Source organism: Streptomyces sp. NPDC059456 (assembly GCF_042750055.1).
Classification (GTDB): domain Bacteria; phylum Actinomycetota; class Actinomycetes; order Streptomycetales; family Streptomycetaceae; genus Streptomyces.
Window position 1 is genome coordinate 11,088 of the sequence record NZ_JBHYVA010000014.1, and the last position, 14,100, is coordinate 25,187.

Here is a 14,100-nt window from a genome sequence, read left to right on the forward strand (position 1 = left end):
AACCGCTGGTTGCGGGGGACCCAACCGCCGGGGGGGTGGGGCATGGCGGTCAGCGACGGGTTCACCGCGCCGATGCTGGGGAAGAAGCTCGTGTCCACGACGTAGAGGTTGTCGAGGTCATGCGCCTTGCAGTCGACGTCCAGGGCCGAGCTGCGCGGGTCGGTCCCGAACCGGACCGTGCCGGCCTGATGGGCCGTGGCCCCGATGGGCATGCCCTTGTGCAGGTAGATGCTGTGCGGCAGCAGGTGGTGCTCGTGCATACCCAGGTGTCCGAGCATTCCCCTGAGCTTGTGCTGGAGGCGCTCCAGGCCAGCGATGTTGTTCTTCTCGTCGAGGGCCAGGTGGATGTCGCCCTTCGCGTCGAGGGTGACGCGGCTGTCGGGCAGCGGCAGGTCCTCCCCGCAGAGCCAGAAGTCGACGGCGTGGTGCGCGAGCATCTCGAACGGCATGTCCGGGGTGACCTTGCCGGCCCAGCGCGGTGCCTCGCCGCGGATCTGGTCGGCGTCCGACTTGCCCAGCATCTGGATGCCGCCGAGCGGGAAGTCCCAATCGTCCGCGCCGAGGTACCAGTCGTTGAGCGCGAGGGTCTTCTGGAATTTGGTGGGGTTGGGCTCCTTCGATACCGCCATCAGCGCCAGGTTGTTGTGCCGCATGTAGTGGCGCCCCACCACGTCCGAGCTGTTGGCGAGGCCGCCGGGATGCTGGTCGTTGGCCGAGCGCAGCAGCAGCGCGGCAGAGTTGACGGCCCCGCAGGCGACGACGACGATGTCGGCGCCGAACCCCTGGGTGGACCCGTCGCCGAGATCTGCGACCACGCGCGTGACGGTGCGCCCGGTCGGGTCGGTCTCCAGGCGCCGGACGTTGGCGCCCGTCACCATCGTGACGTTGTCGTAGGCCAGGGCCGGATCGACGCAGATCACCTGGGCGTCGGACTTCGCGCCGAGCAGGCAGGGGAAGCCGTCCACCCGGTCACAGCGGATGCAGGCGCTGTCACGGGTGGCCCGGCCGTTCCCGTCCTGGGTCAGGTTCACCCCGATGGGCAGGTGGAATGGGTGGAGGCCCTTCTTCTCCAGGTCGTCGCTGAGCTGCTGGATGCGCGGCTCGTGCTCCACCGGGGGGTGGGGGTACTGGCCGCTGGCCGGGCCCTCCGTCGGGTCCTCGCCGTGCCGTCCGTGGACGAGGTAGAGCTGTTCCGCCTGGGTGTAGTACGGCTCCAGGTCGTCGTAGTCGATCGGCCAGGCCGGTGAGATGCCGTCGTGGTGGCGCAGCTCCCCGAAGTCCTCGGGGCGCAGGCGGAAGAGGGCGGCGCCGTAGAACTTGGTGTTGCCCCCAACGTAGTAGTTGACCTCCGGGGGGAAGGCGTCGCCGTGCTTGTCGTACCAGAACTCGGGGGCCCGGTACTTTCCCTTGACGAAGACGGCGGTGGAGTCCCAGTTGTCCCGCTCGCGAGGAAGGTAGTCGCCGCGTTCCAGGATCAGGACGCGTTTGCCGCTGGGGGCCAGCCGGTGGGCTAGCGTGCCGCCGCCCGCTCCTGTGCCGATGATGATGACGTCATAGTGCTGGTCGTCGGCCATGGGGGTTCCGTTCTAGGAGTGGTCGGCTGCCCCCGCCGTGGTGCCCGCCCGAAGGGCCCATGGTGTGTGTCGAAGTGACACCTGCATGTGAGTGACACCTGCATCTCGTGGGACATTCCGTGCGGATTAGAAGCTATCCGGCAATTTCGGTGGTGGCGACCGAAAGGGTGCCCATCAAGGTCCTCTTCACCCGATCGCCCGCACTGCCTCGTCGACGACGCTCTGCAGATCAGCCGTCGCGTCCAGGGTCACGCCGGGCTCGTCTCGCCGCAGCGGTTCGGGCGGTGTACTGGGAGTCCACCAGCGGGGCGAGCATGAAATGGCCCCGGCGCCCGGCGACCCGCTGTTCGGCGCGGGCGCGGTCGAGCGCGAGGTGGACGAGCACGACGCCCGCGCCCGCCCGGCGCAGCAGGTCCCGGTACTCGCGCCTGAGCGCGGAGCAGGCCATCACCCCGCCCCGGCAGGAAGCCGCCGCCTCCCGGATCCAGCCGGCGAGGGACAGCAGCCACGGCCCGCGGTCCCCGTCGTCGAGGGGCCGGCTGGCGGCCATCTTGGCGCGGTTCGCGGCGGAGTGGAAGTCGTCCGCCTCCGCGAAGGGCACCTCCAGGCGGTCGGCGAGCAGCCGTCCGACGGTCGACTTCCCTGCTCCCGAGACGCCCATCGACCACGACGGGCGCCGCCGCGGACGCTGCTCCCACGACGTTCCCCAACCTGGTCCGGCGGGCCCGGACCGGCCTCAGAAGACGGCGATCGGATTGACCGGCGAGCCGGTGGCGTCCGGCAGCCTGAGCGGGGCGACGACGCAGACGACGCAGAGGAACGACCAGCGCCCCTCCGCCTCGCAGACCTCCACGAGGTCCTCGAACTGCAGGTAGTCCAGGAGGTGGAGGCCCATGGCGTGGACCGCCAGCACGTGCACGGGGAAGTCGACGCCCTCGGTGCAGCTCGGGGCGGTGTCGTGGTTCCCGTCGCTCCCGAGCACCGCGACCCGCCGCTCCCGCAGGAACTCCACCGCGTACGGATGGAGGCCGGCGCGCAGCTCCGCCGCGCGCCAGGCGCCCAGTTCGGAGCGGCGCCGGCGGTGGCCGACCCGGACGAAGAGGAGGTCGCCCTCGCCCACCCGGACGCGCTGGGCGCGCTCCGCCGCGGTGAGGTCCTCCAGGGTCACGTGGTCGCCCGGTTCGAGCCACGGCACCCCGCGCAGCCGCGGAATGTCCGGCAGCACGCCGCGGCCGACGATCCCGTCGCGGACCGCCTCGACGGTCAGGGTCGTGGCCCCGTCCGCCGTGATGCTGTTCGCGTCCACGCCTCCGTACAGGGTGCCGTCGTAGATCACGTGGCAGAGGGCGTCGACATGGCTGTCGGCGTCCCCGTGGACGTTCATCGTGAAGCGGTCCCTGGCGAACTGGAGCCCGGTGGACTCGATCCCGCCCCGTACGGCGCCGGTCATGACGTGCTCGCACGGCTCGGGGTCGTCGGGCCCCCGCTCCGTCTCGACCCGCGCCGCCATCGTCACCGTCCGGCCGGAGCGCACCTCGGCCGCCGCCGCCCGCACATGGTGCGGGGTGAGGTCCTCGAGGGCGCCGCGTCGGGGCGTGCCGGGGGCCCGGCCCTGCGGCGGGCACCTGTGTAGAGCTCGGCGAACTCGGCCGTGCTCAGCCGCGGCGGTTGCGCCGCAGAGGCCGGCGTGAGCGTGGTCAGCGTTCCTGTTCCTCGTCGAGCACCCTGTCGAGGGTGGTGGCGGCCATGATGAGGGACAGGTGGGTGAACGCCTGAGGAAAGTTGCCCAGCTGCTCCCCACTCGGACCGACCTCCTCGGAGAAGAGGCCGACGTGGTTGGCGTACGTCTGCATCTTCTCGAAGGTGTACCGGGCCATAGACAGCCGTCCCGCCCGGGCCAGCGCGTCCACGTAGAGGAACGTGCACAGGCTGAACGTGCCTTCCGAGCCACGCAGTCCGTCCGGCGAGGCCGCCGGGTCGTAGCGGTAGACGAGGCTGTCGGAGACGAGCTTGCGGTCCATCGCATCCAGCGTGGACAGCCAGGAGTCGTCCCTGGGCGCGATGAATCCGACCCTGGGCATGAGCAGGAGAGAGGCGTCCAGGACGGCGTCGCCGTCGTAGTGCTGAACGAAGGCGCGCTCCTTCTCACTCCAGCCACGCTGCATGATCTGCTCGAAGACGGCGTCCCTCGCCTTCCGCCACCTCTCCAGGTCGGCGGGCCGCCGGAAACGCTCGGCGAGCTGGAGCCCCTGGTCGAAGGCGACCCAGGACATCAGGCGGCTGTAGGTGAAGTCCTTCCGGCCGCCACGGGTCTCCCAGATCCCCTCGTCCGGGCGGTCCCAGGATTCAGCGAACCAGTCCAGCGCCTTCGTCAGAGCCTTCCATCCCCTGTAGCTGGCCTGCCGGGCGATCTCGTGCCCCTGGGACATTGCGTAGAGTGCCTCGCCGTAAATGTCGAGCTGGAGCTGGTCGGCAGCGCCGTTGCCGATGCGGACCGGCGAGGAGCCCCGGTAGCCCTCGAAGTGGTCGAGGGTCTCCTCCGGCAGGTCGGGGTTGCCGTCGACGCGGTACATCGTCTGGAGAGCTTCTCCCTCCTTGCCTTCGCGCTCGCTCAGCCTGTCCACCAGCCAGTGGAGGAAGTCGGTAGCCTCCTCGACGAAGCCGAGGTCGAGCATGGCCCGCACGGACAGGGCGCCGTCGCGCACCCACGTGAACCGGTAGTCCCAGTTGCGCTCACCGCCGACCTGCTCGGGCAGGCCCATGGTGGCCGCCGCGACCAGCGCGCCGGTGGGGGCGTAGGTGAGGAGCTTGAGGGTGATCACCGAACGGTGCACCTGCTCGGGCCAGCGGCCCCGGTAGCGGGACTTGCGCAGCCAGTTCTGCCAGAACCCCGCGACATCCCAGAACTGCTTGGTGAGGCCCTCTACCGTCGGCGGGGCGGGAGCCTCGCCGCCGGACGCACATACGGTGAAGACGGCACCGCCGGACTCGCCGGCGCTCAGCCTCACCCTGCCCCGCACGTCCTGACCGTCGCGCTCCAGCGGGAAGGTGCCCTGCAGATACGCATCGATCCCCGGAGCACGGAACACGGCGGTGTTGCCGTCGACGTCGAGCTGATGTTCGGCCCGACCGTAGTCGAAGCGCGGCCGGCAGTCGAGCGTGACGTCGACGGTCCCCCGCACGCAGCGCACCGCGCGGACCAGGGTGTGCCGGTCGCTGGGGGTTCGGCTCTGGTCCGGAGGCATGAAGTCGATCACCTCGCCCACGCCGTCGGGCGACATGAAGCGGGTCACCAGGATGGCCGTGTCGGGGTAGTAGAGCTGCTTGCAGGTCGCATCCGGGTGCTCAGGAGCCAACGCGAAGTATCCACCGCGGTCGTGGTCGAGCAGGGCGGCGAAGATGCTGGGGGAGTCGAACCTCGGAGCCGCGAACCAGTCGACGACACCCTTCGACGAGACGAGGGCGGCGGTCTGCAGGTCGCCCACCAGTCCGTGCTCGGCGATGGGTGGGTAGCGGTCCATGGTCGCTCCGGAAGGTCGGCAGATGCTCCTAGGGATCCACCATCGCTCACCCCGGTCACCCCCGCCACGCCATGGCGGCCGACCTCGGTTTGCCGACTACCCGCCCGGGGGTGTTACTGACTGGGTCGGCCCAAGCACGCGGGCCCGGGCTCGACGACTCGCACCGGGGCGCCCCCCATGCGGCCGACAGCCGGGCGAAGGAGGTGGTGCATGGAGATGATCCACGTCCGGCTGGTGAGCCCGCCTGACCTCACCCCCGGTGCCCTGGAGCTGCTGGCCGACAACCGCTGCGTGTTCAACCGGGTCGTTCTCCTCGGCCTGGCCCGCAATCCCGACGGCGACGCCGTCGAGTGCGACATCCTGGCTGGTGCTGCCAACGCCGTGTTGCGCGGTCTGCGCGAGCTGGAACTGGACCGCCTCGGCTCCATCGTCATCGAGCCGGTCGAAATGGCCTTCTCGGCCACTGCGGCCAAGGCGGAGGAGCAGCAACTGGGGGCGCTCGCGCACACACCGGTCTGGGCAGAGGTCGAGGCGCGCATCCAGACCGAGGGCACCTTCCGGCCAAGCTTCTACGTCTATCTGACCATCGCGGGCGTCATCGGGTCGGTGGGGATTCTGACCAATTCCCAGATCCTGATCGTCGCGGCGATGGTCGTCGGACCGGAGTACGGTGCCATCACGAGCGTCGCGCTGGGTATCGATCAAGGCAATGGAGTCAGGGTCCGGAAGGGCCTCCTCGCTCTGACCACGGGATTCTCACTGGCCGTTGTGGTGACGTTCCTGTTCTCCTGGGCGGTCCGGGGCCTCGGACTGCAGCCCAGGGCGTTCGACCTGGGCATCAGGCCGGTCTCGACACTGATCGACGCCCCCAACGTCTTCTCCGTCGTCGTCGCGGTGCTGGCCGGCGTCGTCGGGATCATGTCGCTCACCCAGTCCAGAACGAGCGCGCTGCTCGGCGTCTTGATCTCCGTCACCACGATCCCCGCTGCCTCGGACATCGGCGTCTCCTGCGCGTTCTCCAGCTGGAGCGAGGCACGTGGATCCCTGTTCCAGCTCCTGCTGAACATCGTGCTTCTGATCCTGGTGGGCGTGCTGACCCTCAGATTCCAACGGGCTGTCTGGCGACGCATCGGCCGACGCGACATTCGCGCGCGCGGCGGGTAGGGCATCGGGTGCCCATGGCGCGAGTGGGCGAAAAGCGGAGCGACCATGCTCATGGCGACGTGTTGCGCTTGACCGGCCCGGCTCGCAGCCGCATGCTCCCGACGGAGGCCGACACCGCAGGCCACGACCACGCCTGCGTCTCGGACCGTCGCCCGGGCGGAACCAAGGAGGCCATGCGTGCAGGAGAGCCGCACCGGACGCCAACTTACGCTCCGACACGGCTCGCACGAGGCTGTCGTCGTTGAGCTGGGCGCCGCGCTCCGGTCGTACACCGTCCGTGGGCGCGCCGTCATCAACGGATTCGCGGCACAGGACCTGATCACCGGAGGCCGCGGCCAGATCCTCGTGCCATGGCCCAACAGGATCCGGGACGGCCGGTACGGCTGGGACGGACAGGAGCTGCAACTGCCGCTCACCGAGCCGGCCGCCTCAAACGCCCTCCACGGGCTGCTGCGCTGGGTCTCCTGGCGGGTGGTGGAGGAGAGCGGCGACCGCGCCGTACTGGACGCGCAACTCTGGCCACAGCCGGGCTATCCGTTCCACCTCCATGTCAGTGTCGAGTACACCCTTGGTGACGGTGGTCTTGAGGTTGCCGTCACGGCGCGCAACCTCGGCGTGAGCGCAGCGCCCTACGGCTTCGGCCAGCATCCCTACGTCATGGCGGGGACCGCAGCCGTAGACGAGGCGGTACTGACCGTCCCCGCACGGACGCGGCTGATCACCGACGAGCGTGGTCTGCCCGTGGCGGCCGAGCCGGTCGCCGGGACGGAGTACGACCTGCGGACACCGCGCGCGGTCGGGGCGCTTAGGCTGGATACCCCCTTCGGCGACCTGGACCGTGACACGAACGGGCGAGCCGTGATCCGCCTGGCCCACCCATCGGGTGCCATCGGCACGGACGTGTGGCTCGGGCCGGGCGCCGACTACGTGCAGCTCTACACCGGAGACACCCTGCCACCCGCGGAGCGGCGACGCGCCATCGCCATCGAGCCCATGACCTGCCCGCCGGACGCCTTCCGCAGCGGCACGGGGCTCGTCGGTCTGGCGCCCGACTCGCGCCACACCGTGCACTGGGGGATCACGCCCTGGGGAGAGTGAGGCATGCTTCTCGCTCCGCATCCTCATCCTGCTCGGGGATCACCCTCTTCCTGGCGATCACCGCCCGCTGCACTGCTGACCGCCGTCTGCCCCTCACCGCCGAGGACAGGGTCCGCCGAGCGCACAGCTGATCGGCCGTCGGATCCCGGATTCCGGCCGGGGCCTGCGCATTCCTGCCCTCGTCGTCATGCTGCCGGCGGGCTTCGACTGCTCGCTCCCACCCTGTCCGTGGATCTCGCGGCGTACGGCCTACGCCTCGATGCCGAGGGCCGTCGGAGCTCGTAGCCCGACCGAGTGACGTGCCCGGTCGAAATGCGGCTGTGTGGCGCGCCGGTCTGTGTCGCCCGCCACACGAATGCTTTCGTCTGGGGGCCGGGACTGCGACGGCTCCTGCGTCTGTCCAGACGAGCCGGCCTGCTCCCGGCCTTCCTCGTGCGCGTCTCCCGTTCCCAGCGGGCGTGCCATCCGCAACGCCCAAGGAGAGCTCGTGGTGGCCAACGCGGGCCTCCAGCGGGACGCGCGGGTAGTGGAGATGACGCTTGCCCAGTGGCAGAAGGTCATCGACGTCAATCTGACCGGCCAGTTCCTGTGCGCGAGGGAGGCCGCCAAAGAGTTTGCGCGGCGCGGGGTGGTACCTGAGGTGTCCAGGTCGGCCGGGAAGATCATCTGTATGAGCTCGGTCCACCAGATCATGCCGTGGTCGGGGCACGTGAACTATGCCTCCTCCAAGGGCGGCGTGGGCATGCTGATGCAGACCTCGCCCAGGAGCTGGCGTCTCAGCGGATCAGGGTCAACGCGGTTGCACCCGGCGCCATCCGTACGCCGATCAACCGTGACGCCTGGTCCACCCCCGAGGCAGAGGCCGACCTACTGCGCCTGATCCCGTACGGCCGCGTGGGCGACCCAGACGACATCGCCAACGCCGTCGTCGCCATGGCGTCCGACCTGTTCGACTACGTCGTCGGCACCACCCTCTTCGTCGACGGCGCAATGACCCTCTTCCCCGGCTTCGCCACCAGAGGCTGACCTCCGATGCAGGATCACATCACGCCCCGCCGGGTGGTGATCCTCGGAAGGGAGTTCGCCAGGCTGTTCGCCGACCGCGCCCCGCGGCGGTGCCGAAGAGACCGGCGTGAATGCCGGCGCCTATGGGTCCGGCGCCCTCGCCCACGGAATGCAGTCCCGGGTGCTGTTCATCGAGGGGTCCGACGCGGTGCTGGGTTGCGTTCGGCTCCCCAATCGCCCACCGCGCGGTCCGAACCCAGCCGAGCCTCGGCGCAGTGCTCCTGCGCTGGCTGGTGATCGTCACGGTCATCGCCATTGTCCTGGTCGGTCCGGCGCTGGTACTGCTCTACCGTCTCGACACGATGGGTGAGCTGGAGGAGCTCACAGACGCCGATACCCGTACCGCCAAAGCATCCGACGACAACTTGTAGCGGCGCTCAGCCGTCTCCGTTGCCGTGCACGGCCAGGGGGACTGCTTCCACGGGGCTCAACCCCGCACAGCGTGGCGAAACCTCCCCCTCGCCGGGTGAAACACCACCCTGGCCTTATCGAGACCAACCTTCAACACACCCTTTACGAGCTCGTGCACAGTTGGCGATGCGACGCCGAAAAATGCAGGTTGGCCTGGTGGTCACTGTCGCCGACTCGCCCCGCGGACGGTCTGCGGGTGTGAGAGCAGTCCGGCGACGGCCTGGATCGTGTCGCTCATGTGGTCGCGCCGGGCGAGTGTTCGCCGGCTTCTGAGGTGGGCGATGCCGTGCTCGACGCGGCTGCGGCGTAAGGAACCGCGGTGTCTGCCGCCTGCTGCGCGGTCGCCTGCGGAGCGCGGTGCCCGACGGCCACGGGCAGCCTGTTCCGGCGCGCCAGACGAAGCCGAAGAGATCTCCACCCTGAAGAGCACGATCGCGTTCGCTGGAGGGCTTCAACACGCACACCCCACCCCTGGGCCGGGTGCCACGGCCGCGGGCGGTGCTCGCCACACTCGGGTCCTGCCGGTCACTCGCCGGTATGGCAGGCGGGTGGGTACCGGATGGGACTGACGAGCCGGACCGCCCTCTGACGGTTCGGACGCGGTCTTCACGGGGGTGGAACGCTGGGACGCAGGACGTTTGCCGTCAGTTGCGCTTGGTACCGGCGTTCTGGGGGGTGGCAGAGAGGGTGAAGGAGAGCAGTGCGGTGGCGGTGAAGTCATCCGCGGATTCGACCGTCTGCCAGGCTCCGACGTGGTCCATGAAGCCGCCGCCGCGGCCGTCGAAGTCGGCGAAGGGGTTGGTCTGGTCGGTTGGGCACTTGCGCATGGTAGGAAAGGAGTTCAGGTCCTTCAGTTTGGCGGCGGCATTGGGGCCGTTGACCACGCCGCCAAGGAGGATGTCGCCTTCGCCGTTGAGATCGCCGGCGAGGTTGGCGGCCTGGTGCTCGGGGCAGTGCGGGAACGTGGTGCCTGCGCCGATGACGAAGGAGGAGCCCCACGCGTTGGCACCCAGGGCCCAATTGCGCTGCTGGGTGGCGAACGTGTCGTAGCGGCTGTCGCCGGTCACGCGGCGGTAGAGCTGGGCGGTGGCGGCCAGGCCGAAGGTGTGGGGCACGGAGTCGAAGTCGGTGTAGACGGCGCCGGCACGGAACGGGTCGCGGGCCGAGCGGTTGCTGCCCTCGTCGAGCTGGCGCTTGAGGTCGGCGACGAGTTGGTCGCGGGTGACTTCGGTGCCTGCAACGGCGTTGTCGTCGAGGAGCGTGGCGAGGTCGGCGTGGGCGAGGGCGCTGACGTCGCCGAGCCCGAGGGTGCCGAGGCCGTCCGAGGTGACGTACTGCTTGGCCCAGTGCGCGGCCTGCTTGGTCCACGCGGCGGCGCGGCTGTCGTCGAGGGCCCGGCCGGCGAGGGCGAGTTCGGCGGCGCCGAACTCCATGTCGTCCTGCCAGGACGCCTCGGGGTAGAAGCCGTGCGGGAAGGCGGTGACCAGCCGGCCGGTGGGGTTGGTGTCGGCGAGGGCGTAGACGTGCGCGGCCTTCTCCAGTTCCTCTTGGGCCCGAGCGGGGTTGTCGGTGGCGTCGAGCTGGGCCGCCAGGGCGAAGGTGGCGGCGACGCGTCCGGCGAGGTTCGGGCTTATCGGCTTGCCGGGGGGTGCCGCGCGGAACACCGGCCGGTGCTTGATCAGGTAATCGGGGTCGCCGGGTTGGACGTCGAGGGCGTCGTCCGCCTCCGGGAGCCGCCACACGTCGTGGTCGGAGCGGATCTTGCCGCTGCCGTCATCGGTGTCGCCCTTGCCGAGCCCGACCTGGACGTAGAGGGTGCGGGACTTGTCGTCCCACATCTTGTCCAGCCAGTCCAGCCCGTGGCGTGCCTCGGCGGCCAGGTCCTTCCCGCCGACGGGTGTGGTGCGCTGCGCGAGCAGGAGACTCGCGGTGGAGTAGGAGGCGGTGTGGGTGAACTTGAGGAAGTCGCCGGCGTCGTTCCAGCCGCCTGCGACGTCGACCGGGCCTGCTACGCGCTTGAGGGGCGCGGTCAGCACCGATTCGTCGTCGGCGTAGACGGGGGTGTCGTAAACGGTGGCCTGGCGGTCGGCCAGGTGGGAGGGCTTGCGTTGCAGTTCCGTGGGGATGACGTCGGCACCGTCGCGCTGGGCTTGGAAGAAGCGGACGTTGTCCTGGACGAGCTTGCCGAACAGCTCGTGCGCTGCGGCGATGTGGAACGTCGGGGAGGTCGCTGTGACGGGCCCGGACACCTCGATCTGGTAGTCGCCGGGCTCGGTCAGAGCAGACAGGTCCAGGGTGTGGACGGCCCTGTATCTGCTGTTCCAAACCCCGGTGGACGCGCCGGCCTTGCCCTTCAGGACTTCCTTCCCGGAGGCGTCGCGAACACGGAAGGACGCCATGGACGCGGGGACGGAGGTCATCAGGTAGGCCTGCTTGGCCTCGCCGGGGGTGTAGCCGACCTGGTCCACGCGCACCACCGCGCGCGGGCCGCCCGCCAGGTCGGCGTCCACCCCCTGTGCGGATGGCACACAGCCCGCCGCGAGGACGGTGGCCGCCAGAACGGCCGCGGTCATGCCGATTGCGTGGGTACGAATTCTTGCCATGCCCGCACACTGACAGCCCGTTCATGAGACGAACATGAGGAAGCAGGCACCTGCGACAACCGCGGCGGCTCGTACCAGCGCGATCAGCGTCACCCCGACGTTCGGTGGTATTTCGACCCGCTAGGCTCACCCGACATGCGTGTACTCGTCGTCGAAGACGACCCCGAACTCGGCCCTGTGATCACCAGCGGTCTGCGCGACGCGGGCTTCGCCGTCGACTTCGCCGCCGATCTCGCCGACGCGGACTTCAAGCTCGCAGTGAACACCTACGACTGTCTGGTCGCGGACCGTACCCTGCCCGACGGGGACGCCCTCACCCTCCTCGCCGCCCACCGCAAACGGGGCTCCACGCTGCCCGTCCTGTTGCTGACCGCCCTCGACGCGGTCACCGACCGGGTCGCCGGCTTCGAGCACGGCGCCGACGACTACCTCGTCAAGCCGTTCGCGTTCGCTGAACTCATTGCACGCGTGCGCACCCTGTGCCGCCGCAGCCAGCCCGCACGGTTGCCAGTACTGCGCGCAGGCGATCTCGAACTCGACCTCCCGCGCCGCCGCGTGCGGCGAGCGGGCGTGCTGCTCACCCTCACCGCGAAGGAGTTCGCCGTCCTGGAGGTCCTGATGCTGCGCGCCGGCGATGTGGTCACCCGCACCGACCTCATCGAACGCTGCTGGGACGAACAGGCCGAACCACTCTCCAACGTCGTTGACGTTCTCATAGGCCAGCTGCGCCGCAAACTCGGGCCGCCCGAGGTCATCTCGACCGTGCGCGGCGTCGGCTACCAGCTTGCCGACCCGGCCGCCGCACTGTGATGCCGCGCACCCCCGCCATGGCGCGCCTGCACCGCGCCCGGTGGGTGATGACGCTGCTGTTCGCCGCCACCACCACCGCGTGTCTGCTGGTCCTCGCCCTGCTGGCAGTCCGAACCGACGCGCAGTCGCGTACGAACGATCTCGACAACAGCGTCAGCCACCGGGCCGACGGCCTCGCCCGCACCGTGTACTTCGACAATGGCGTGCTGCACCTCGACGCCCTGCAGGAGGACGACCTGGCTCTCAGCGCCGAGATGCTCGGCGTCATCCAGGCACCACCGACCGGCTCGCCCCGGATCCGTCACGCACCCACCAGCCTGCCCGACCAGGCGGGCCTGGACGAGATCTGGCAGCAGGTCCAGGACGACCAGGAAACCGTCCTGATCGCCACCGAGAGTGGCGGCCGGGAGGTCCAGTGGGCCGCCGCCCCCGTCTGGGACAACGACAGGATCGGCGCCGCCGTGCTCGTGGGAGCCGACTCCTCACAGAGCCAGGCCGCCCACGCCCGGCTCGTCCGCTGGCTCGTTCTGGGTTGCGCCGCACTGGTCCTGGCCGCCGCCGCGGTCGGGCACGCGTTGTCCGGGCGGGCGATGCGCCCCGCTCTGCGGGGGCTCGACCAGCAGGAACAGTTCCTTGCCGAGGCCGCGCACGAGCTTCGCACGCCACTGGCCACCCTGCGCCTGGTGGTGGAAGGCGGCAGCGCCTCACTCGCCCGGGCACCCGCTGCGCTTGACGAGGCGCTCCGGCTGGTCGAGCGGCTCGGCCGGCTGGTCACCGGCCTGCTGGCCCGTGCCCGGGTCGAGGCCGGCACGCATGAGGTCGAGATGACCCCGCTCCGCATCGACCAGCTCGTCGAACAGACCGTCGAGGAACTCCCGGACCGTACTGGCGTCGCGGTCACAACCGAGGCCACGATCGTCGTCGGCGACCCCGAACTGCTCGCGCAGGCGGTCCGCAATCTGGTCGAAAACGCGCTGCGGCACGGCGGCGGCACCCCGGTCCACGTGCGCGTCGCCGACGGCCGCATCGTCGTGCGCGACCGCGGCCCCGGTGTTCCGGCCAAGGACCGGGAACGGCTCTTCGAACGCCGTGTCACCGGAGCTGCGAGCACCGGCACCGGCACCGGCCTCGCCATCGTCAGATGGGTCGCCGAACTCCACGGCGGCACAGCTCACCTCGCCGCCGCACCTGGCGGCGGGCTGCAGGCGGAACTCTTCTTGCCCCGCCGCACATGAGCAGCTCAACTGCTCTGCCGGAACCACTGCCATCCGATGAGTCACTCGGGTACGGCTTCCGCTCACTCGCCCCGCCACCCCAGCAGACCACCGGCTGCGGATCAGTGGATTCCGCACACACCCACGCCATCAGGCGACGACAGAAACGCTCAAAGACTCACGAACCGCCCTCTGAGAGCCCAGAACGGGCTGCGGGGCCGGGCAGGGCGATTCTGCCCAGCCACGTAGCCCTCAGGTCAGCCGAAGTCGAGCGTCTCCTGCGCTGTGTGAACGTTCTCGTTTACGGGGGGGGCGAACACAGCCCGGCGACCACACGGAACTCCCCCGCCGCCCTCAGCACAGGGGCCGGCTCCGCGGGGCGGCACCGGCACCGAGGTTCCTGATCACCAACGGCACCCCAAGCCGAAGGACACCCGGTACAGGCCCCCAGCACCAGCTTCAAGCCGGCAATGACCGAACACCGCCCACACCCCCGTGCTCGCGCAGTACCGGGGAAGCGCACCGATCAGATCGCCAACCGGAAGCGGGGGGGGGCGGGGGGGGGGGGTGCACCCCACCCACGCCCCCCCCCCCCCCCCCCCCCCCCACAGGGGGCGGCGGGGTTTTGGCCGCGGCCCCC

10 protein-coding genes and 1 pseudogene are annotated in these 14,100 nt (G+C 70.0%); 6 read left to right on the forward strand and 5 right to left on the reverse strand.

Annotation, left to right across the window (positions count from 1 at the left end; translation table 11 throughout):
* From ACFXA3_RS02865 to ACFXA3_RS02880, 4 genes are all read right to left on the reverse strand, one after another.
* On the reverse strand, positions 1–1,574 hold a 1,574-nt coding region (locus ACFXA3_RS02865), incomplete at its 3' end, for a GMC oxidoreductase (protein WP_385180993.1).
* A 229-nt stretch (positions 1,575–1,803) separates the two neighbouring features.
* Positions 1,804–2,235, reverse strand: coding sequence for a gluconokinase (locus ACFXA3_RS02870; protein ID WP_385180996.1), 432 nt, complete (start codon positions 2,233–2,235; stop codon positions 1,804–1,806).
* Positions 2,236–2,310: 75 nt separating this feature from the next.
* Positions 2,311–3,129 carry a cyclase family protein gene (locus ACFXA3_RS02875; protein WP_385180999.1) on the reverse strand — a complete coding sequence of 273 codons (819 nt, stop codon included), beginning with the start codon at positions 3,127–3,129 and terminating at the stop codon, positions 2,311–2,313.
* Positions 3,130–3,271: 142 nt separating this feature from the next.
* Complete coding sequence (locus tag ACFXA3_RS02880) at positions 3,272–5,095, reverse strand: glycoside hydrolase family 15 protein (protein WP_385181002.1); 1,824 nt, start codon at positions 5,093–5,095, stop codon at positions 3,272–3,274.
* A 210-nt stretch (positions 5,096–5,305) separates the two neighbouring features.
* Here ACFXA3_RS02880 and ACFXA3_RS02885 point away from each other — a divergent pair, with 210 nt between their 5' ends.
* From ACFXA3_RS02885 to ACFXA3_RS02900, 4 genes and pseudogenes are all read left to right on the forward strand, one after another.
* The gene (locus tag ACFXA3_RS02885) at positions 5,306–6,259 is read left to right on the forward strand and encodes a DUF389 domain-containing protein (RefSeq protein ID WP_385181005.1); all 954 of its coding nucleotides are present in this window, start codon (positions 5,306–5,308) and stop codon (positions 6,257–6,259) included.
* 177 nt (positions 6,260–6,436) lie between these two features.
* Positions 6,437–7,357, forward strand: coding sequence for an aldose 1-epimerase family protein (locus ACFXA3_RS02890; protein WP_385181008.1), 921 nt, complete (start codon positions 6,437–6,439; stop codon positions 7,355–7,357).
* Between the two features lie 481 nt (positions 7,358–7,838).
* A pseudogene (locus ACFXA3_RS02895) lies at positions 7,839–8,383 on the forward strand (SDR family oxidoreductase); the annotation flags it as partial.
* Positions 8,384–8,637: 254 nt separating this feature from the next.
* A complete protein-coding gene (locus ACFXA3_RS02900) occupies positions 8,638–8,793 on the forward strand; it encodes a hypothetical protein (protein ID WP_385181010.1) in 156 nt (51 codons plus the stop codon).
* Between the two features lie 684 nt (positions 8,794–9,477).
* On the opposite strand, the gene ACFXA3_RS02905 is transcribed toward ACFXA3_RS02900, so the two are convergent.
* Positions 9,478–11,406 carry a glycoside hydrolase family 9 protein gene (locus ACFXA3_RS02905; RefSeq protein WP_385181012.1) on the reverse strand — a complete coding sequence of 643 codons (1,929 nt, stop codon included), beginning with the start codon at positions 11,404–11,406 and terminating at the stop codon, positions 9,478–9,480.
* 165 nt (positions 11,407–11,571) lie between these two features.
* Here ACFXA3_RS02905 and ACFXA3_RS02910 point away from each other — a divergent pair, with 165 nt between their 5' ends.
* The gene (locus ACFXA3_RS02910) at positions 11,572–12,246 is read left to right on the forward strand and encodes a winged helix-turn-helix domain-containing protein (protein ID WP_385181015.1); all 675 of its coding nucleotides are present in this window, start codon (positions 11,572–11,574) and stop codon (positions 12,244–12,246) included.
* Positions 12,246–13,481, forward strand: a complete 1,236-nt coding sequence (locus ACFXA3_RS02915) for a sensor histidine kinase (protein WP_385181019.1) — start codon at positions 12,246–12,248, stop codon at positions 13,479–13,481. Before ACFXA3_RS02910 ends, ACFXA3_RS02915 begins: the two co-directional genes overlap by 1 nt.
* Positions 13,482–14,100: the final 619 nt, after the last annotated feature.

Excerpts from the sequence above, each read along its gene's own strand:
- ACFXA3_RS02870 (WP_385180996.1), bottom strand. The coding sequence starts at position 2,235 with ATGGGCGTCTCGGGAGCAGGGAAGTCGACCGTCGGACGGCTGCTCGCC.
- ACFXA3_RS02880 (WP_385181002.1), bottom strand. The coding sequence starts at position 5,095 with ATGGACCGCTACCCACCCATCGCCGAGCACGGACTGGTGGGCGACCTG.
- ACFXA3_RS02885 (WP_385181005.1), top strand. The coding sequence starts at position 5,306 with ATGGAGATGATCCACGTCCGGCTGGTGAGCCCGCCTGACCTCACCCCC.
- ACFXA3_RS02905 (WP_385181012.1), bottom strand. The coding sequence starts at position 11,406 with ATGACCGCGGCCGTTCTGGCGGCCACCGTCCTCGCGGCGGGCTGTGTG.
- ACFXA3_RS02910 (WP_385181015.1), top strand. The coding sequence starts at position 11,572 with ATGCGTGTACTCGTCGTCGAAGACGACCCCGAACTCGGCCCTGTGATC.
- ACFXA3_RS02915 (WP_385181019.1), top strand. The coding sequence starts at position 12,246 with ATGCCGCGCACCCCCGCCATGGCGCGCCTGCACCGCGCCCGGTGGGTG.